Source organism: Amycolatopsis sp. NPDC034160, from assembly GCF_055575355.1.
In genome coordinates, this window is the sequence record NZ_JBVISU010000037.1 from 1 (window position 1) to 19306 (window position 19306).

The window sequence follows — 19306 nt, forward strand, 5'->3', positions numbered from 1 at the left end:
TCGGAGGTGCAGCGGATGCTGATCGCGCGCCACCTCGGCGTGTCCTGACTTGAGGCTGCCGGCGAGGGGTGGGCTGGGTTGGTCGTGAGTGGCGATTCGGGTTCTAACCCGAATCGCCACTCACGACCCCCGGGCACCTGCTGGAGGGCTCCTCGGGTGCGGGACCAAGCGGCGCGGTGGAGGGTGCCGCGCCGGGGTCTTCGTAGCGGGTCGGCGGTCAGGTCATCCCCACAATCCATGTCCATTGTGGACACACTCTCGCGCGACGAGCTCGAACGCATCCGCGGCGGCCAGACTCGTCCTCGCGACCGGTGGAGCGTCGGCGAACAGTCTTGACACCAGCCTCCCGTCATTCATACATTCAACGTCACTTTGTATGAATGACGGGAGTTGATTCGCATGCGGCTCGGCAAGACCGCCGTCGTCCTGGGTGGCAGCGCCGCCGGTCTGTGCACCGCGGGAGCGCTCGCCCCGCACTTCGAGGAAGTACTGGTGCTGGAGCGCGACGAGCTCCCGGCGGAGGCCGAGCACCGGCGTGGTGTGCCGCAGAGCAAACATCCGCATTTCCTGCTGAACTCGGGCCGTCGCGCGATCGGGGAGCTCTTCCCCGGTTTCGAAGACGCCCTCATCGCCGCGGGCGGACTGCATCTGATGCCGTCCATGGACGCCGCCTACCTCGACGGCGAGGGCTGGTCAGCACGCAAACGCGGCACGATGACGATGATCTACAGCTCGCGGATCCTCATCGAGCGGGTGCTGCGCGACAAGGTGCGGGGCCTGGCGAACGTGACCATCCGCGAAGGGGTCGCGGTGACCGGCCTGGCCGTACGCAACGGCGGCACTCCCGACGGGGCCGTCACCGGTGTCGACTTCTCCACCCCCGACGGCGCCGAGCAGGTCGACACCGACTTCGTGGTGGACGCGATGGGCCGCGGTTCCTCGGTCAGCGGCTGGCTGGCGGCCGCGGGCTGGCCCGAGCCCGAAGTACGGACCCTCGACGCCAAGGTCACCTACACCTCACGCTGGTACGACCTGCCCTCCCCGGCGGAGCGGCCGCCGTCCTGGTGGTGGCGGCACCTGGTGATCATGCCGACCCCGGACAAGGGCGAACATCCCGCCGAACACGAGTTCCTGGTCAACTTCTTCCCCATCGAAGGCAACCGCGTCATCGCCTGTATGGGCTCATGGGGAATCGAGATGCCTCGCACCACCGACACGTTCGTCGAGGCGGCCCGCCGGGTGCGGACGCCGTTGTTCGCCGAGGCGATGGAGCGGTGCTCCCCCACCTCGGAGGTGCACCTGACCCGCTCGACCGGTAACAAGTGGCGGCGCTACGACCTTTTGCGCACTCCACCGAAGGGTTTGCTGTTCGTCGGTGACTCGATCTGCGCGTTCAACCCGTTCTACGCGCAAGGCATCAGTTCCGCGGCGGGTTCGGCGTTGTTGCTGCGTGACCATCTCGCGCGCGCCGATCGCCTCGACCTGAAGTTCTCCTCGCGATTCCTCGCGGCACAACGCAAACTGCTCAGCGTCCCGTGGCGCCTGGCGATGGCCAGGGACGGCGGCTACGAGTGCGCGGTGGGGACCGAGAAGTTGCCCGAATGGCGACGCCGCGTCGTCGCGGCCATGTCGAGCCCGGCGTTCAGTCTCATCGTCGGTGCCGCCCGCGAGGATCCGGTGGTCGACGAACACTTCGCCAAGGTGTTCAATCTCGACGAGTCGCTGGGGGCCATGATGCGGAATCCTCGGGTGCTGGCCGGGCTTCTGCGCTACCGCGTCCGCGCCGCGTTGGGCAAGCACCGCGTTCCGTTCGGCTTCGATCCGCAGGCCGAACCACCCGCCACCGACTACTCACCGGACAGCGCGGCCTCGGCGTCGGCGCCCGCGCGATGAGCGCCGTATGCGGGCCGGCAGCGGAGGCCGTCACCCGCGATCTCGGGTTCGACTGCCACGACGTCTCCCCCGTGGTCTCGCTCCGCTTCCCGTGGGATCTCGCCGAGCCGACGATGCCGCTACTCGAAATCCTCATCATCGGCGGCGCCGTCTTCGCTTTGGCGCACGCCATCCGCCGCCACCGCTCAGGCGATCCGACGAACTTGGCGCTGTGGTTCGCTTCGCTCGTCTATCTCTTCGTGATCGAACCTCCGTTGTACTTCCCGGAGTGGTTCGGTCTCGAGCAGCAGTACGGCTTCATCTTCGCCCACAACCAGTTCACCGTGCAGTTCATGTGGGATCGGCTGCCGCTTTACATCGTGGCGTTCTACCCGGTGATCAGTCAGGTCGCGTACGAACTCGTGCGGTCGCTCGGCATTTTCCGGCGCCGCGGCGCGCTCACCGGATCAGTGGCCGTCGCCTTCGCCTGCCAGGTGTTCTACGAGGTCTTCGATCACCTTGGGCCGCAACTGAAATGGTGGGCCTGGAACGGGGACAACCGCATCGTCAACCACCCCGCGCTGGCGTCGGTGCCGATGAACAGCATGCTGTTGTTCGCCTCCGTCTCGATGGGCGCCATGACCTACCTGGTCGTGCGGCTGACCAGCCGCCCGCGACGCGGGCCGTCGCTGGCCCTACGCATCCTGGTGGCCGGTGTCCTCACACCGCTGACGATGGCGATCGCCGGTATCCCGTCGAGCTTGTTCGGCGGGGATGAGCCCAATACGACGGCGCAGGCGTGGGTCCTCGGCATCGAGTTGGCCCTGCTCTGGGTGGCAGGTGCCTGGATCTTCGTGTCACATCTGCGATCCCCGGATCGCGGGCAGAGTGAACCGTTGTCCGCTTTCGCCCGCTTCTATCCCGGCCTTTACCTGGGCGGCATGGCCGCGTTCTGGCTCAGTGCCCTGCCGGCGTACCTCTCCGCGAAGAACGGCTTCACCGAAAACGGCACTCCGCTCGGAAGCGGCCTCTACGCGCTCATCTGCTTCCTCGGGGCGGGTTCGGTGCTGGCCGCGGTGTACCGGAGGGCACCTGCCACCGGCTGAGGCGTTCCTCTCGGGGAAGATGGAGCGCATGGGGCACCATGGATGGCAGGGCAACCCACCCGGCACCGAAGACGAAGCACGGCGCCGGATCGTCGAGGCGGCGACGGCCTGTATCGACCGGGTCGGGCTCGCCAAGACCAGCCTCTCCGATGTCGCCGCGGAGGCCGGCGTGACCCGGCAGACCGTTTACCGCTACTTCCCGAGCTTGGCGGAGATCCTCCGCGCGGTCGCCTTGGCGGGCGTCGAGGAGTTCGCCGGGCGAATGGAACGCCATCTGGCGTCGTTCGGCAGCGCCGCCGAGGCGGCCGTGGAATCCGTCGTGTTCGCCGTCCGGACGGTCCCCGACGAGCCCTACCTCGGCTTGCTCCTGGAGGCGGGCGAGACCGACTTCTTCACGGTCGAAGTCGCCTCCGCCCCGGCCTTCGCCCTCGGTGCGCGAATACTCCGGAACGTGCCGGTCGATTGGACCGCCGTCGGCGTCACCACCGACGAGGAGCTCCAGGGCCTCGCCGAGATCCTGATGCGACTCTTCCTGTCTTTTCTGCGTTATCCCTCAGCGGCGACGCTCGACGACGACGAGCTGCGGAAACTCGTCCGCCGGTGGATCGGGCCGGCTTTGGGCGGATGACCAGCTGGGCCTGATAAGGCGGCTGGTCCGACTTGCGGGGCCGGCGCCAGACCCGTTATGCATGAGTCATGCAAGCAAGGACGGCGAACCTGCTGGGCGCGGCGGCGCTGGCCGTATCCGACCGGGTACTGGCGGAGGCGCACCGAAAGGTCGGGGTCAGCGCCAGCGGCGCGGCGGCCCTGGTGGTGGCGTCGGCCGATTCGGGGTTGAGTGTGTCCGAGCTGGGCCGCCGGGTGGGGCTGAGCCAATCGGCCGCGGCCCGCATGGTCGACTCGCTGGAGCGGAGCGGGTTGTTCGAACGGCGCCCTCGCCAGGGCCGGGAGGTAGCCGTCGAACTCACCTCGGCGGGACGGCAGGCGGCGAACACCTTGCTGGAGGCGCGGGGCGCGGGACTGACCGGCTTGATCGAAGAGCTCAGCGAGCAGGAGCAGGACCAATTCGCCGATCTGCTGGGCAAACTGCTGACCCGCCTCTACGCGGACGTCGGAAACGCCGATCTGTTGTGCCGCTTGTGCGACAGGGCGAGTTGCACCGACGGCACGGTGTGTCCGGTCGGGCAAGCGGAGCGGTCTCGTGAGTGATCCGGGTCGTTAGAACGACCCAAATCACTCACGAGTCCTTCTCCTTACCCGCGACGCCGGGAACGAGCCAGCGTTAGTCCGCCGAGAAGCAGGGCGGCCAGCCCGATGGTCAGTGCCACGAAGGCCCCGGCCAGCCCGTTGCCGGTTCCGATGCCCCCGTCGGAGGTGGCGACGACCAGCCCGGCCAGGACCATCCCGATCGCCGCCGTCACGACGGCCACGATGGCGCCGCGCCGCCCGGAGCCGCTGCCGAACCGGCCGGCGGACCGAGCCCGGGCGAGCCCACCGGCGACGACACCGATCAGGCCGAGCACCCCGGCCACGATGGATCCGAGCCGCCCTTGGCTCAGCGTGTAGAGGTCGGCGGTCTGCTGGGCGAAGACATGAACGGACATGAGTTCTTCCTTCTCTCGGTGGCCCGCCGATCCTGTCCGCCGCGCCCACCACTCGTCGTCGCGCGGACGCAGACATCCGGCACTGTCATCACCGCGGCAGAAACCCGGGAACTACCACGGACGCGGTAGCCGGCCGTGGTCTTCACGGAGGATCACTTCGAGCCGCCGTCCGGTTAGGGTTCGGGAATGCGCGAGGCACGAATCGGTGCGAGAGACTGGGCGATCGCCGCCGGGGTGCTGGCGGTCCTTTTGCTTCTGTACCCGGCTAGTCGTCATCCTCGGCTAGCGCGTTCGGGGTAGAACGACCCCACTTTCCTGTGCCGTTCGGCCCAGAGGCGGCTCCGGCTGGGAAAGAAGCGCCGCCTGTTCCCGGCGATAGGCCTCGACGTTCGCCAGTTTGACGTCCTCGTAGCCGCGGATCAGGTCGGGCAGTTCGGCCAGGGCGAGGAGCCTGCTCCGATCGAGGTCCCCGGCACTGAACGCGGCGAGGATCGTCTCCCGGTACTGGCCGACGAGTTCCCGCTCGACCTTCCGGACCTTGGCCTTGCCGAACGGGTCCCAGCGCGTGCCGCGCACCCTCCTGGCGGCGCGCAGCGCGACGAACAACGGGCGGAACCCCGGCCCCAGCGCGATCTTCCGCTTCATCCCCAGCGCGCGGAGAACCGGCGGGTGCAGGCGGTAGGCGTAGCGGCTGCCGACGCCGAACTCCGCCTCGATCCCCGCGAGCACGGCCGGATCGAGGGAAAGCCGCGCGACCTCGTATTCGTCCTTGTACGCCATCAGTTTGTGCAAGTTGCGGGCCACGGCTTCGGTGACGGCGGTCGAGTCCCCTTCCAGGACCCGGACGCGCTCGACGAATCGGGCGTACTCCCGCGCGTAGCGAACGTCTTGGTACCGAACGAGTTCCGGGACGCGGATGTCCAGCAGGCGCGCGAGTTCCGAGCCAGGCTCGGCGTGCACCAGCGCGCGAGCGCGGAGAGCCGCCTCCGACGGAGCGGGGGTCGTGGCGACGGCGGGAGGCGTGACGGCCTCGTGCAGGCCATCGGGATCGGCGACGAGCTGCCGTCCTCGCCGGAACGCCTGGAGGTTGCCCGCGACGGCGACCCCGTTGAGTTCGATCGCGCGTTCCAGGCTGGCCGCGGCCAGCGGGATGGCGCCGGTCTGATGCGCCGCGCCGAGCTGGAGGATGTTGGCGAACTGGTCGTCGTCGAACAGGGTCTCCGCCAGCGCCCTGGCGTCGAGCGCCACGGTGCGCGCCGCGCTCTCGGAGATCGCGCCGCGGACGGCGGCGGCGTCGGGGAAGGACACGGTGGTGTCGACGACCATCCGGCCGGTCGGCACCTCGGTCGTGGAGACCACGGCGGTCGTACGGCCGGGATCGGCCACCGCCAGCTGCGCCGGGTCGGCGCCGACGAGGACGTCACAGGCCAGGTAGAGGTCGCATTCGCCGGCCGCGAGCTTCGGGGCCTGCGCCGTCGGCTCGGCGGTGATCTTCAGATCCGAGACGACGGCGCCGCCCTTCTGTGCGAGGCCGGTCTGGTCCAGGGTCCGGACCTGCCTGCCTTCGAGTACGGCGGCGGTGGCGAGGATCTGCGCGACGGTGACCACGCCGGTCCCGCCGACGCCGGTGATCCGCACGGAGAAGTCGGTGCCCGTGGTGGCGGGCTCCGGCAGCTCGGCGGCGGCGATCTCTCCCGCCTGCCGCCGCTGTTTCCGTCCGGTGGGCACCACCGTCATGAACGAAGGGCAGTCCCCCGCCAGGCACGAATAGTCCACATTGCACGAAGACTGGTGGATCGCGGTCTTACGGCCGAATTCGGTGGTGACCGGCTGCACCGACAGACAGTTCGACTTCTCGCCGCAGTCGCCGCACCCCTCGCACACCCGCTCGTTGATCACGACCTTGGCGGCTGGGGTGGCCAGCTTGCCGCGACGGCGTTTGCGGCGTTTCTCCGCGGCGCATTCCTGGTCGTGGATGAGCACCGTCACCCCGGGCACGCCGGCCAGTTCCTCTTGTGTGCTCAGCAATTCGTCGCGATGCCGGACCTCGACGCCGTCGGGAAGGCGGACACCGCGGAACCGCTTCGGCTCGTCGCTGGTGATGACCACCTTGGCGACGCCTTCGACCAGCAGCAGCGACGCCAGCCGCTCGACCGGGAGCCCGCCGACGGCGTCCTGTCCGCCGGTCATCGCGACGGTCGCGTTGTAGAGGATCTTGTAGGTGATGTTGACCCCGGCCGCGACCGCGGCCCGCACCGCGAGGCTGCCGGAGTGGGTGAACGTGCCGTCGCCGATGTTCTGCACGAAATGCGAGGCTTCGACGAACGGCTCCATTCCGAGCCACTGCGCGCCTTCGCCGCCCATCTGGGTCAAGCCGACGACGTCCCCGACCTGCTCCGGTTCCATGAACAACGCCATGGCGTGACAGCCGATGCCGCCGCCCACCACGGTTCCCTCGGGCACCTTGGTCGAGGAGTTGTGCGGGCAGCCGGAGCAGAAGTACGGCGTACGGGTCAGCAGTGGCACCGAGATGCGCTCACGGCGCCGCCGTTGCCGCCACGCGGTCACCGAGGGGATCTCGTGGTGCTCACTGAGCCGTCCGGCCAGCGCCCTGGCGATGGCGTCCGGGTCGAGTTCGCCGAGTTCGGTGCACAGGGTGCGGCCGTCCGGGCCGGTTTTGCCGTGGACGGCGGGGGCTCCGGCGGTGCCGTAGAGCACGTCCTTGATCGCCGCTTCGACGAAGGAGCGCTTCTCCTCCACCACGACGATTTCGGCAAGGCCGTCGGCGAACTCGCGGATGATCGACGGTTCGAGCGGATGGATGACGCCGAGTTTGAGGATCCGGATCCCGTGCCGGGACAACGCGTCGGCGTCCAACCCGAGCAGCCGCAAGGCCTGCATCAGGTCCAAATAGGACTTTCCGGCGGTGACGATGCCGACGCGGTCCGCCGGTCCCCGCGCGACGATCCGGTTGACCCCGCTCGCCCGCACGTATTCGACGGCCAGCGGCAGGCGTTCGGTGTAGAGGCTGCGTTCCAGCGCCATCAGCGTGGTGCCGAGCAGCCGGGAGCTGGGCTTGTGCCGGTACGCGGGCAGAGCCAGCTCAGGCGGTGTCCACTGTGGCCGGACCTGGGCGGTGCCCGCGGCGTCGGCGACGTTCGCCACGAGTTTCATCGACGACCACAGCCCGCTCGCCCTGGACAGCTCGACCGCGTGCAGGCCGAAGTCCAGCACGTCCTGGGAATCGGCGGGGAAGAACACCGGCATGGACAGATCGGCCAGCGCGAGTTCGGAGGCGCAGGGCACCGAGGAGGACTTGGCGTTCGGATCGTCGCCCACGAGCGCCACCGCACCGCCCGCCGGGTCGGTGCCCGCGAGATTGGCGTGCCTCAGGGCGTCCGTCGCCCGATCCAGACCGGGTGCCTTACCGTACCAGAACCCGGTGACGCCGCCGGCCGAGGAACCGACCGACGCGGTGAGCTGGCTGCCCATCACCGCCGTCGCGGCGATTTCCTCGTTCAGGCCGGGGCGGTGCACGACGTTGTGCTTTTCGAGCAGGACGGACCGGCGGCCGAGTTCGAGGTCGTAGCCCGCGAGCGGCGAACCCTCGTAGCCGGAGACGAACACCGCGGGGGATGCCCCGGTGGCGCGGTCGTGCCGCACGCGGTCGAACAGCATCCGGACCAGCGCTTGGACCCCGCTGAGATAAACGGTGCCGTCTTCGACCAGATACCGGTCCTCCAACGTGAACTGCTCCACCAGACCTGCCTCCTTCGGCGCCCCCGCGCGATTTCAGGACAGGACACCGGACCCCCGGCCCTGCCGCAACAAGGGGCAGCCTATTGCCTCTTCACACGCAAAATATCCGGGCCATATCCAGCGGTGGGCGATATCCGTTGCGTCTGCGTACCATCCTGGTCCATGGCGGACCAGCTCATCGACGAGACCGATCGCGAAATCCTCGAACTGCTGCGGGAGGACGCGCGGCGCACCCTCGGCGACATCGGGGCCAGGGTCACGCTGTCCACCGCGGCGGTCAAACGCCGCATCGACCGCATGCAGGAGAACGGCGTCATCGTCGGTTACACCGTTCAGATCGACCACGCCAAACTCGGCTGGGGCATCGAGGCGTTCACCGAACTGCGGTTCACCGGGACCACCAAGGTGGGCGAGATCGTCCGCACGACCACCCGGATGCCGGAGGCACAGGCGGTGTTCACCATCGCGGGCGATCCCGACGCGCTCGTCTGGCTGCGGGTCCGCGACATGGGTCATCTTCAGCAAACGATCGACGAGATCAGGCGGCATCACCAGGTCACGGGCACGAAGACCCTCATGGTGCTGGACTCCTGGACCCGCGGGCAGCAATGGCCCCACATCGACGACGTCTGAAGCCTCAGCGCCCGCTCCCCCGCAGCAGGCGTTGACCGGTTCTCGCGAGGTACTCGCCGAATTCCGCCGGCTCCTCCACCGTGAAGTCGATGTCGGTGAGGGTCAGGACGACGGCCAGCCACTCGAAGGAATCGACGTAGGCGACATACCGGCAGCTCCGGTCGCCGAGTGCCTCGAAACTCCCGTCGATCCGGTGGAGCCGGGCCGCCGCCTCACTCGCGCCGACCTGAAGGGTCAAGGTGATCCGGAGCGATTTCGGGCTGTGGAAACGTTCTTGGAGATGACCGGCGACGTCGTCGACAGGCAGAGCACGGGGCTCGAACGCCACCTCGGTCGTCTTCGGCGCGGTGAGCCGGTCAAGGCGGAAGTTCCGCCAGTCCCGCCTGTCGACGTCCCACGCGTAGAGGTACCACCGCCTGCCGAGCTGGACCAGACGCATCGGCTCGACCGTCCGGGACGACGGTCCGTCCTTCGCGGTGTACTCGAACTCGAGGCACCGGCGAGCCGCGATCGCCGCCGCGAGGACGTTCAAGACGTCCGGGGTGACCCGCGGCTGTTCACCGCCGCCGAACTCGACGGAGGCGAGCATTTCGTCGGTCCGCCGTCGCAGGGCCGCCGGGAGGACACGCCGGAGTTTCGCGGCGGCGCGGTCCGCCGATTCGGCGGTGAGGTCGATGCCGGTCCCGCCCGCCGCGGCGAGGCGCAGGCCGAGCACGGTGGCGATCGCCTCGTCGTGTTCCAGCATGAGCGGCGGCAGCGCGGCGCCGGCGACGAGCCGGTAATTGCCTCCCGGCCCGCGAGTGCTCTCCACGGGGTAGCCCAGGCCGCGCAGGTGGTCGATGTCCCGGCGAAGGGTGCGCGACGGGACTCCCATGGCCGACGCGAGTTCGGCGGCGGGCCACTGGCGGCCGGACTGCAGAAGCGACAGCAACCGCAGCATCCGTTCTCGTGGTGCCGTCACGACGCCTCCCACCTGGCGGATAATTGTGGCCGTAAACCGGCCACATCTCATCGTAGCCTGGCGTCATGTCGGAAGATCCAGGAATTCAGACCGAGCGCGGCCGGTGGATCACGGTGGAGGGCGCCAGGACGCACAACCTCCGCGACGTGTCGGTCCGGGTGCCGAAACACCGGTTGACGGTGTTCACCGGAGTTTCGGGCTCGGGGAAGTCGTCGCTGGCGTTCGACACGATCGCGGCCGAAGCCGAGCGCCTGGTCAACGGGACCTATCCCGCATTTGTCCGGAATCGGCTCCCTCAGCATCCGCCGCCCGACGTCGACCGGATCGACGGGTTGCTCTTCACCACCATCGTCGACCAACGGCGCTTCACCGGGAACGCGCGGTCGACGGTGGGCACGGCGAGCGACATCGCCCCGCTGCTGCGCCTGCTGTTCTCGCGGCTCGGGCAGCCGAGCGCCGGGTTCACGCCCGCCTATTCGTTCAACGATCCGAGCGGGATGTGCCCACGCTGCGAAGGACTCGGCGTGGTCGACGACATCGACCTCGACCGGCTGCTCGACCGGTCACGAAGCCTCCGAGAGGGAGCGGTGCGCTTCCCGACGTTCGCTCCGGGGACCTACCGATGGAAGCGGCTCGTCCACTCCGGACTCGTCGACCCGGACGTCCCGTTAGGACGGTTGCCGTCGGCGAAGCTCGATACCCTGCTGCACGCCGAAGGACTCCCTCTCGACAACCCCGGCCCCGAGTATCCCAAGCACGGCGTCTTCGACGGCATCGTCCCGCGACTGCGTGACTCGTACCTGCGCAAGACGCCGTCCCGCCTCACCGCCGAGGAACGGGAAGGGCTCGCCGGGGTCGTCACCCGCGACACCTGCCCGGACTGTGCGGGGACCCGCCTCGCCGAGGAGGCGAGGAAGAGCCTGATCGACGGGCGGTCCATCGCGGACTGGTCGGCGATGCCGGTCGGCGAGCTGCGCGACGTCGCCGGCGCCGTCCGCGATCCGGCCGTGGCACCACTGCTGCAGGCCCTCCGGGAACGCCTCGACGCACTGGATTCCGTCGGCCTCGGCTATCTCAGCCTGTCCCGGGAATCGAGGACCCTCTCCGGCGGCGAGGCGCAGCGGGTCAAGATCGTCCGTCATCTCGGCAGCGCGCTCAGCGACGTCTGCTACGTGTTCGACGAACCCAGCACAGGCCTTCACCCGCATGACGTGCACCGGCTCCTCGAACTGCTCGCCAAGCTCCGCGACGCGCACAACACGATCCTCGTGGTCGAACATCACCCCGCGGTGGTCAGGGCCGCCGATCACGTCATCGATCTCGGGCCGGGCGGTGGCACCGACGGCGGTCACGTCCAGTTCGAAGGCACCCCCGACGCACTCACCGCGACCGGCACCGAGACCGGCCGTGTCCTCCGCGCCCCGCTCCACTTCCGTGAGCGGACCCGCGAGGCCAAGGGAGCCGTGACGATCTCCGGCGCTCGCAGTCACAACCTCCGTGACGTCACCGTCGACGTGCCGCTCGGCGTCCTGACCGTCGTTTCGGGGGTCGCCGGTTCCGGCAAGAGCACCCTGATCGCGGGCGAACTCCCCCGGCAGCATCCCGAATTCGTCGTCGTCGAGCAGGCTCCGCTGCGCGGCGGCATCCGATCCACCCCCGCCACGGTGCTCGGCGTCGCCGAACCCGTCCGCGAAGCCTTCGGCAAGGCCACCGGGCACCCTCCGTCGTTGTTCAGCCCGAACGGCCGGGGTGCCTGCCCCGTCTGCAAAGGAAAGGGCGTCATCATCACCGACCTCGCCTTCCTCGACGACGTCCAAACCGGTTGCGACGCGTGCGGCGGCACCCGGTTCAACTCCGAAGCGCTCGCCGCGCGCCTGGACGGCCGCACCATCGCCGATGTCCTGGCGATGAATCCGACGGACGCCGCCGCCCTGTTCGGCGAGCGGTCACCCATCGCGCGGCGGTTGCGCTGGCTGGACCGGGTCGGCCTCGGCTACCTGACGATCGGGCAGAGTCTCGACACCTTGTCGGGCGGCGAACGGCAACGGCTCCTCCTCGCCCGCCACCTCGCCGACGCGGGCCCCGCGGCCGACCTGCGCTTGGTGCTCGACGAGCCCACCGCCGGGCTGCACGGCAGCGACGTCGACCGCCTGCTCGCGCTCTGCGACGACCTCGTGGACGACGGCGCGACCCTCGTCCTGATCGAACACAACCAACGGGTGATCGCGCACGCCGACCACGTCATCGACATCGGGCCCGGCGCCGGTTTCGACGGCGGGACGGTCGTGTTCGAGGGCACGCCTTCGGCATTGGCGGAAGAGTCCACGTCGCTCACCGGCCGCCACCTGCGGATGCGCTGAACGCGTTCCCGGCGCCTCGCGGCGCCGGGAACACCCACCCGCCCGGGAACAGTTCCCGGGCAGAGCGAGATGATGCCCCATCCGGCTTTGCCCGACACGCCGGTACCGAACAGTTCTTAGCCCGATTTTCTGGTCAGCCCCGCCGGGGTTTCTGACCGGGGCGCGGGGCGGTCACCTTGGGTTTCACGACCGCCCGCGCCGCCTCCTCCCGGTCGACGACCTTCGTGAGGAAATGCTGCTGTCCCAGCGTCCACACGTTGGTGGCGAGGAAGTACAGCAGGACCCCGATCGGCACCGGGAAGAACGAGCCCGAGACCAGCATCCCGAGCGGCGCCAGGTACATCATCAGCTTGGTGATCCCCACGGCTTGCGGAGCGGCCGTGGTCTGCCTGTTCAGGCCCGAACGCATCGAGAAGAACGTGGCCAGGCCGGCGATCAGCATCAGCGGTATCCCGACGGCGAACATATGGGTGTGGTCCGTGCCGAACGCGGCCAGCTCCGCCGCCGGTTGCGAAAGCCAGTTGCCGAGCTTCGCGCCGAACACGCCGGCGTTCAAGAAGGATTCGACCTCGGCGCGGTCGAAAACGTGGTTCGACTGGGCGCCAGGGCTGAAGTCGCGCAGGACCCAGTACAGCGACAGGAACACCGGCAGCTGGACCAGTGCCGGGAGACAGCCGCCCAGCGGACTCGAACCGTTGTCGGCGTGGAGTTTCTGGATCTCCTTCGCCACGCGCCGGCGATCCTTGCCGTACTTCTCCTGGATTTTCCGCAGCTGCGGGGCGAGCGCCTGCGTGCGGCGGCCGGCGCGCAGTGCGCTGAGCGCGGGTTTGACCAGTAACAGGCGCAGGGTGAAGACGAGGAACGCGATGGACAGCACCCAGGCCGCGCCGGAGCCAGGACTCAAAACCGCGCCGAAAACCTTGTGCCAGAACCAGAGAATTGCGGAAACGGGGTACAGAAAGACATCGAACATGACCAGGTCACTCCGTCGTTTGAAGGTGCGTGGGCAGGAGTGACTGCCTCACCTTCGAACAAGGAGAAGTCAGGCAGCCACGACGCCTCGTGACGGAGCCCTCGGCCGGACGCGGCCGCGCGCGTCGGGATCGCGCAGGCTCAGGAACAGCTGAGCGCGTTCGCGCAGGCTGATGGCGCGCACTTTCATCGCCGCGGCCGCCGGTTCCAGGCGGAAGTGCGCGGCGAGCGCGAGCAGGATGACGGCGAGCGACGCGGTCATGGTGGCGGCCAGCCCCAGTGGGTTGGCGACCGCGACCGACGCCGTCAGCGCGGTGGCCAGGCTCAGCGGGTTGGATCCGCTGACGACCGGGAGGACGACGAACAACTCCGGCAGGAACAGCGCAAGCACCAGCTTGAGCCGGATACCGAAAATGGTTCGTTCCACGTCGTCGACATTACCGAAGAAACCGATATTGCGTTGCGGGGCCTCCTCCGGTGAAGGCAGTCTGTCGACGTTCGCGTATCGACAGTCGGGATAGCACCATGGGGCATGTGGAAGTCGCGCACGTCGAGTACCACCTGCCCGACGGGCGGCCGCTTCTCGGTGACGTGTCGTTCCGGGTCGGCGAGGGCAGTGTCTGCGCACTCGTCGGCGCCAACGGCGCGGGCAAGACGACCTTGCTGAGGCTGATCTCGGGCGAACTCAAACCCGACGGTGGTTCGGTGACCATCAGTGGCGGGCTCGGGATGATGCCGCAGTTCGTCGGCTCGGTGCGCGACGAACGGACGGTGCGGGATCTGCTCGTCTCAGTGTCACCGGAGGCGCTGCGCACCGCGGCCCGCGCGGTCGACGAGACCGAACTCGCGTTGATGGAACGCGACGACGAAGCGGCCCAGATGGCCTACGCCCAGGCTCTCGCCGATTGGGGCGACGCTCGCGGCTACGAAGCCGAAGTCGTCTGGGACAAGTGCACGACGGCGGCGCTCAACCTCCCGTACGAGAAAGCACGCTGGCGGGAGGTCCGCACCCTCTCCGGCGGTGAGCAGAAGCGGCTGGTCCTGGAGGCGCTGCTCCTCGGCGGAGCCGGCGTCCTCCTGCTCGACGAGCCGGACAACTACCTCGACGTCCCCGGCAAACTGTGGCTGGAAGAGCGGCTGCGCGAGACCTCGAAGACCGTGCTGTTCGTTTCCCACGACCGGGAACTGCTGGCGCGGGCGGCGAAGAAGATCATCAGCGTCGAGCCCGCACCCGACGGCGGAGACGTCTGGGTACACGGCGGCGGCTTCGACACCTATCACCAGGCCCGCGCGGAGCGTTTCGCACGCTTCGAGGAACTACGCCGCCGCTGGGAGGAAAAGCACGCCCAGCTCAAGAAACTCGTCGCCGACATGCGCCAGTACGCCGCGCGCAGCGACGAGATGGCGTCGCGCTACCAAGCCGCGCAGACGCGGCTGCGCAAGTTCGAGGAGGCGGGTCCGCCCGCCACTCCCCCGCGCGAGCAGAAGATCACCATGCGCCTGCGCGGCGGCCGGACCGGCATCCGCGCCGTCACCTGCGGAAGCCTCGAACTCCGCGGCTTGATGAAGCCTTTCGACCTGGAGATCTTCTACGGCGAACGGGTCGCGGTGCTCGGCTCGAACGGCTCCGGCAAATCGCACTTCCTGCGGCTGCTGGCAGGCGAGGACGTCGCGCACGACGGGCGGTGGAAGCTCGGCGCCCGGGTCGTCCCCGGCCACTTCGCGCAGACGCACGCCCATCCCGAACTGCTCGGGCGCACCCTCGTCGACATCCTCTGGACCGACCACGCGCGGACCCGGGGGCCGTCGATGAACATCCTGCGCCGCTACGAACTCGACGGACAGGGTGACCAGCGGTTCGAGAAGCTGTCCGGTGGCCAGCAGGCACGATTCCAGATCCTGCTGCTGGAGATCGGCGGCGCCACCATCCTGCTGCTGGACGAGCCGACCGACAACCTCGACCTCGCGTCGGCGGAAGCGCTGCAGCAGGCGCTGGAGTCCTACGAGGGGACCACGGTGGCGGTGACGCACGACCGGTGGTTCGCGCGGTCGTTCGACCGTTACCTCGTGTTCGGGACCGACGGGAAGGTGCGGGAGACCGCCGAGCCGGTGTGGGACGAGCGGCCCGTACAGCGAGTGCGGTGAGTCCGAAGTCGGGGGTGTGATTCAATGCCGCCGCACCGCGTGCCGACCCGCCGGAGACCACCCGGCATCATCCGAAGGCTGGAGTTCTCGTGAGGGCCGCCGCAATCCCCTTCGCCATCGCGGCCGTGTGCTGCGCGGCGTTCCTGGTGAGCTTTCTCCGCGACCGGCGCCGGCTGCGCAACGGCTTCTATCTCTTCTTCGCGCTCCTGTTCCTCGGCGTGGCGCTCATCGCGCTGCTCGCCTCCGTGTCGCCCGCGGCGGCGGGCATGGTCGCGGTCGGCGTGATCTTGCTGATCGTGCCCACGGTCCTCGCGCTGACGATCTTCCTGATCTGCAACGGCATCACCATGCTCCGCCGCGAAGGACGCAGGCCCGCCAACGTCCTGTCACTGCTGACCGGGATCGGGATCTGCGCGTTGGTCGCGTTCAACGCGACGGTCACGCAACTGGCCTGGGAACCTCTCGACATCCTCCGCGGCAGCCTCAACGGAATCGTCGTCTACGTTTCGTTCCTCTTTGTCTGCTTCCTTCTGTACTCGATCGTCTACGGCCGCATCCGCACCGAGAAGGGGGTGGACTTCGTCGTCGTCCTCGGCTCGGGTCTGCTGGACGGGCACCGGGTGCCGCCGCTGCTGGCGGGTCGGCTCAAGCGGGCCAAACGCGTCGTGGACACCGAGGCCCGCCGCGGTGGGGAGCCGATGGTCGTCACCTCGGGCGGACAGGGACCCGACGAGGACCTGCCGGAATCCCACGCCATGGCCGACTACCTGGTCGAGGCCGGGCTGCCGCGGGAACGGATCCTGCTGGAGGACCGGTCGACGACGACGCTCGAGAACCTCACCTTCAGCGCCGAAATCATGCGGCACCGGCAGCCGGACTACCGGTGCACCGTGGTCACGAACAACTTCCACGTCCTGCGCGCCGCCCTCATCGCCCGCCGGGCCGAGGTGAACGGCCAGGTCATCGGTTCGCCGACAGCGTGGTACTTCTGGCCGAGCGCGACCATCCGCGAGTTCGTGGCCATCCTGGTCGATTACAAGATCAAGAACCTGATCATCTGCGGGTTGATCGTCCTTTCCCAGGTTTCGCGCGCCTTCTACTGAGAGTCGTGAGTGGTGATGACGGTTAGAACCGTCATCACCACTCACGAGGACGCGAAGCGAAGCCGCATGACAAATCCCGGATCGTTGTTTGACACCACCGTTTTCGCCGGGCCATCGTCCTGCGGATGAGCGTTTACACCCGGCAGGCGATGGCGCAGCTGTTCGACCGCACGGCGAAGACCTACGACGCCCTCGGCGTCGACTTCTTCAGCGCGTTCGCCAGGGAACTGCTCGACCGGGCCGGGCTCGTCCCCGGCCAGCGGGTGCTGGACGTCGGCTGCGGACGGGGCGCGGTGCTCTTCCCCGCCGCTGAGCGGGTCGGCTCGGCCGGTTCGGTGCTGGGCATCGACCTGTCCTCCGCGATGGTCGAGCGCACCGCGAAGGACATCGAGGACCGCCGGGTGGCCAACGCCTCGGTCTCCCTGATGGACGCCCAAGAACCGACGTTGACCGACACCGGCTTCGATGTCGTTCTCGCGTCCTTCGTGGTGTTCTTCCTTCCCGATCCCGTCGCCGGCTTGCGGTCATGGCACCGCTTGCTCAAGCCGGGCGGCCGGTTGGGCGTGACCACGTTCGGCGGTGACGATCCCCGGTGGGCGGGTGTGCGCGAGGTGTTCAAGCCGTTCGTGTCGCCGGAGCTGGCCTGGACCCTGGCCGTCCGAGCCGGTCTGTTCGCCACCATCGAGGGATTCGACCAGGCCGTGGGGTCGGCGGGCTTCACCGGTGTCACGTCGGTGGAACGCGTCTATCCGGTGAAGTTCGCCGACCCCTCGCAGTGGATCACCTGGTCCTGGTCGCACGGCCAGCGGATGTTCTGGGAACTGGTGCCCGAAGACCGCCTGGACGACGTCCGCCGCGCCGTGCTCGCGGAGCTGGAGCCGCTGCGCGAACCCGACGGGAGCGTGGTGCTGGCGCAAACCGTGCGCTACACCATCGCCCACCGCGGTTGACGGCTCAGAGCGCGAGCCGCGGCCAGGATGCCGTGTCCCTCAGCAGCTGCCGGTCGTGCGTGGCGATCACCACCGCGGCCGGGGTGCTCCCGAGCGCGGCGGTCAGCTCGTCGACGAGCGTGGCGGACAGGTGGTTGGTCGGCTCGTCCAGCAGCACCACGTGCGGACGGCGGGCCAGCACGAGTGCCAGGTCCAGCCGCCGCCGTGCCCCGACCGACAGCTCGCCCACCGGCCGGTTCCGGTCGTACCCGCCGAGCAGGCCGAGTTCACCCAGACCCGGGCCCGGGTTCCCCGCCCTGGCGAGCTGTTCGTCGTACAGCTCCCTCGCCGTGCGCCTGCCCGGCAGCTCGGATTCCTGCCCCAGCCTGCCGATCCGCGCCGACCGGGACCGGACGACCGTGCCCGTACTCGGCTCCAGGTCTCCGGCCAGCACGGTCAGCAGCGTCGATTTGCCCGTGCCGTTGGAGCCGGTGACCACGAGCCGGTCGCCGCTTTCCAGCACCAGATCGACCGGCCGCGCGAGCCGACCCGCCACTGTCACCCCGGCCGCCCGGAGCAGGGTCGCGCCGCGGCGTTCCGGTAGCTCGGGCATGGCGAACCGGGCAGGCGGCGGCGGGACGGCGACCACATGCTCCGCCAGTTCCTCCTGCCGCCGATGGACCGCGCGGACCAGCCCGGGCGCGCGGGTGGCGCGAACGTGCCTGCCGGTGCCCTTGGGTGGCCGCCAGTTGTCACGCAGCCGGTTCCGCGCGGCGGACAGGTCGTCGGCGAGCCGCTGCCGTTCGGCGACCTGTTCGGCGTGCGCCGCCTCCCAGCGGACACGTTCGGCTCGGCGCGCCTCGCCGTAGGCGGTGTAGCCACCGCCGTAGACCCGTGGCCTGCCGTCACTCGACGGGTCGAGGTCGAGCACGGTGGTGGCCACCTCCGCGAGCAACGCCCGATCGTGACTCACCAGGACGACCACGCCGGGATAGGCGCGCAGTCGCTCGGTGAGGTGATCGAGCCCGGCGGCGTCGAGGTGGTTGGTCGGTTCGTCGAGCAGCAGCACGGCATGCCCGGCCCCGAGCAGGCAGGCCAGCCGCACCCGGTGGCGCTGGCCCACCGACAGCGTCCCGAGTGGACGATCGCGGTCGTCGACGGCGTTCAAGGCGGCCAGTGACACCTCGACCCGCCGGTCGGCGTCCCACGCGTCGAGGGCCTCGGCGTCCGCGAGTGCCTCGGCGAAAGTGTCGTCCGCGCCCGGACGGCCATCCGTGAGCGCTTCGGTGGCGGCTTCCAGCCGAGCCAATGCCCCGCGGACGGTGGCCAGTTCGAGGTCGATCAGGTCACCGACGGTGTCGGTGGCACCGAGCGGGATCTGCTGGTCGGCGACACCGGCCGAGCCCGCGCGGTGCACTTCGCCGCGGTCGGCGGCCAGTTCACCGGCGAGTACCCGGAGAAGGGTGGTCTTGCCGCGCCCGTTCTCCCCGACGATGGCGACCCGGTCACCGGTCGCGGCGACGAGGTCGACCCCGGACAGCACGGGTCGTCCGCCGAACGAGAGGTGGACGCCGGACAGGCGGACGTGTGCCGCGCGCAGCGGCGCGGGCGAAAGAGGGGATGACATGAAGGAACTGCCTCCGGTGAAGAGTGATGAGCAGGAAGAACGAACTCCGGTACCGCGGCTCGCGGCACCGGTGGAGGCGTCGTTCCTCAGAGGAACAGCAGTTGCTGCATCACGATCGCGAGAGTAGGACAAGCCCCGGAGGCCGCGCATCCGGTTTTCGGACGACGCCTTGCCGGAAATCACACCTTCGCGCCAACCCGTCACCCGCTGATCACCGCGCGGGCACCCCTTTCCA

Annotated in this window: 15 protein-coding genes; 9 read left to right on the forward strand and 6 right to left on the reverse strand. The window is 69.1% G+C overall.

Features of this window, described 5'->3' with window-relative positions; translation table 11 throughout:
* The first annotated feature begins 399 nt into the window (after window positions 1-399).
* From ACZ54P_RS39345 to ACZ54P_RS39360, 4 genes are all read left to right on the forward strand, one after another.
* Window positions 400-1893, forward strand: a complete 1494-nt coding sequence (locus ACZ54P_RS39345; protein ID WP_465466710.1) for an FAD-dependent oxidoreductase — start codon at window positions 400-402, stop codon at window positions 1891-1893.
* A complete protein-coding gene (locus tag ACZ54P_RS39350) occupies window positions 1890-2978 on the forward strand; it encodes a hypothetical protein (protein ID WP_465466711.1) in 1089 nt (362 codons plus the stop codon). Before ACZ54P_RS39345 ends, ACZ54P_RS39350 begins: the two co-directional genes overlap by 4 nt.
* 28 nt (window positions 2979-3006) lie before the next feature.
* The gene (locus tag ACZ54P_RS39355) at window positions 3007-3606 is read left to right on the forward strand and encodes a TetR/AcrR family transcriptional regulator (protein ID WP_465466712.1); all 600 of its coding nucleotides are present in this window, start codon (window positions 3007-3009) and stop codon (window positions 3604-3606) included.
* 68 nt (window positions 3607-3674) lie between these two features.
* Complete coding sequence (locus ACZ54P_RS39360) at window positions 3675-4187, forward strand: MarR family winged helix-turn-helix transcriptional regulator (RefSeq protein WP_465466713.1); 513 nt, start codon at window positions 3675-3677, stop codon at window positions 4185-4187.
* 44 nt (window positions 4188-4231) lie between these two features.
* Here ACZ54P_RS39360 and ACZ54P_RS39365 read toward each other — a convergent pair whose 3' ends face one another.
* A complete protein-coding gene (locus ACZ54P_RS39365; protein ID WP_465466714.1) occupies window positions 4232-4582 on the reverse strand; it encodes a DUF6223 family protein in 351 nt (116 codons plus the stop codon).
* Between the two features lie 282 nt (window positions 4583-4864).
* On the reverse strand, window positions 4865-8341 hold the full coding sequence (locus ACZ54P_RS39370; RefSeq protein WP_465466715.1) for an indolepyruvate ferredoxin oxidoreductase family protein: 3477 nt from the start codon (window positions 8339-8341) through the stop codon (window positions 4865-4867).
* Between the two features lie 162 nt (window positions 8342-8503).
* Here ACZ54P_RS39370 and ACZ54P_RS39375 point away from each other — a divergent pair, with 162 nt between their 5' ends.
* The gene (locus ACZ54P_RS39375; protein ID WP_465466716.1) at window positions 8504-8974 is read left to right on the forward strand and encodes an Lrp/AsnC family transcriptional regulator; all 471 of its coding nucleotides are present in this window, start codon (window positions 8504-8506) and stop codon (window positions 8972-8974) included.
* A 4-nt stretch (window positions 8975-8978) separates the two neighbouring features.
* On the opposite strand, the gene ACZ54P_RS39380 is transcribed toward ACZ54P_RS39375, so the two are convergent.
* The gene (locus ACZ54P_RS39380) at window positions 8979-9935 is read right to left on the reverse strand and encodes a helix-turn-helix transcriptional regulator (protein WP_465466717.1); all 957 of its coding nucleotides are present in this window, start codon (window positions 9933-9935) and stop codon (window positions 8979-8981) included.
* 65 nt (window positions 9936-10000) lie between these two features.
* Between ACZ54P_RS39380 and ACZ54P_RS39385 the strand changes: the two genes are divergently transcribed.
* Entirely contained in the window at window positions 10001-12295 is a 2295-nt protein-coding gene (locus ACZ54P_RS39385) for an excinuclease ABC subunit UvrA (RefSeq protein WP_465466718.1), read from the forward strand.
* A 133-nt stretch (window positions 12296-12428) separates the two neighbouring features.
* On the opposite strand, the gene yidC is transcribed toward ACZ54P_RS39385, so the two are convergent.
* Window positions 12429-13268 carry a membrane protein insertase YidC gene (yidC, locus tag ACZ54P_RS39390; RefSeq protein WP_465466719.1) on the reverse strand — a complete coding sequence of 280 codons (840 nt, stop codon included), beginning with the start codon at window positions 13266-13268 and terminating at the stop codon, window positions 12429-12431.
* A 69-nt stretch (window positions 13269-13337) separates the two neighbouring features.
* A complete protein-coding gene (locus tag ACZ54P_RS39395; RefSeq protein ID WP_465466720.1) occupies window positions 13338-13694 on the reverse strand; it encodes a DUF6412 domain-containing protein in 357 nt (118 codons plus the stop codon).
* Between the two features lie 98 nt (window positions 13695-13792).
* Here ACZ54P_RS39395 and ACZ54P_RS39400 point away from each other — a divergent pair, with 98 nt between their 5' ends.
* The 3 genes from ACZ54P_RS39400 (at window position 13793) to ACZ54P_RS39410 (ending at window position 17465) form a co-directional block, all read left to right on the forward strand.
* The gene (locus tag ACZ54P_RS39400; protein WP_465466721.1) at window positions 13793-15412 is read left to right on the forward strand and encodes an ABC-F family ATP-binding cassette domain-containing protein; all 1620 of its coding nucleotides are present in this window, start codon (window positions 13793-13795) and stop codon (window positions 15410-15412) included.
* 89 nt (window positions 15413-15501) lie between these two features.
* On the forward strand, window positions 15502-16515 hold the full coding sequence (locus ACZ54P_RS39405) for a YdcF family protein (RefSeq protein ID WP_465466722.1): 1014 nt from the start codon (window positions 15502-15504) through the stop codon (window positions 16513-16515).
* A gap of 125 nt (window positions 16516-16640) precedes the next feature.
* Window positions 16641-17465 (forward strand): class I SAM-dependent methyltransferase, encoded by an 825-nt coding sequence (locus ACZ54P_RS39410; protein ID WP_465466723.1) that lies wholly within the window; start codon window positions 16641-16643, stop codon window positions 17463-17465.
* Window positions 17466-17469: 4 nt separating this feature from the next.
* On the opposite strand, the gene ACZ54P_RS39415 is transcribed toward ACZ54P_RS39410, so the two are convergent.
* A complete protein-coding gene (locus ACZ54P_RS39415) occupies window positions 17470-19071 on the reverse strand; it encodes an ABC-F family ATP-binding cassette domain-containing protein (protein WP_465466724.1) in 1602 nt (533 codons plus the stop codon).
* Window positions 19072-19306: the final 235 nt, after the last annotated feature.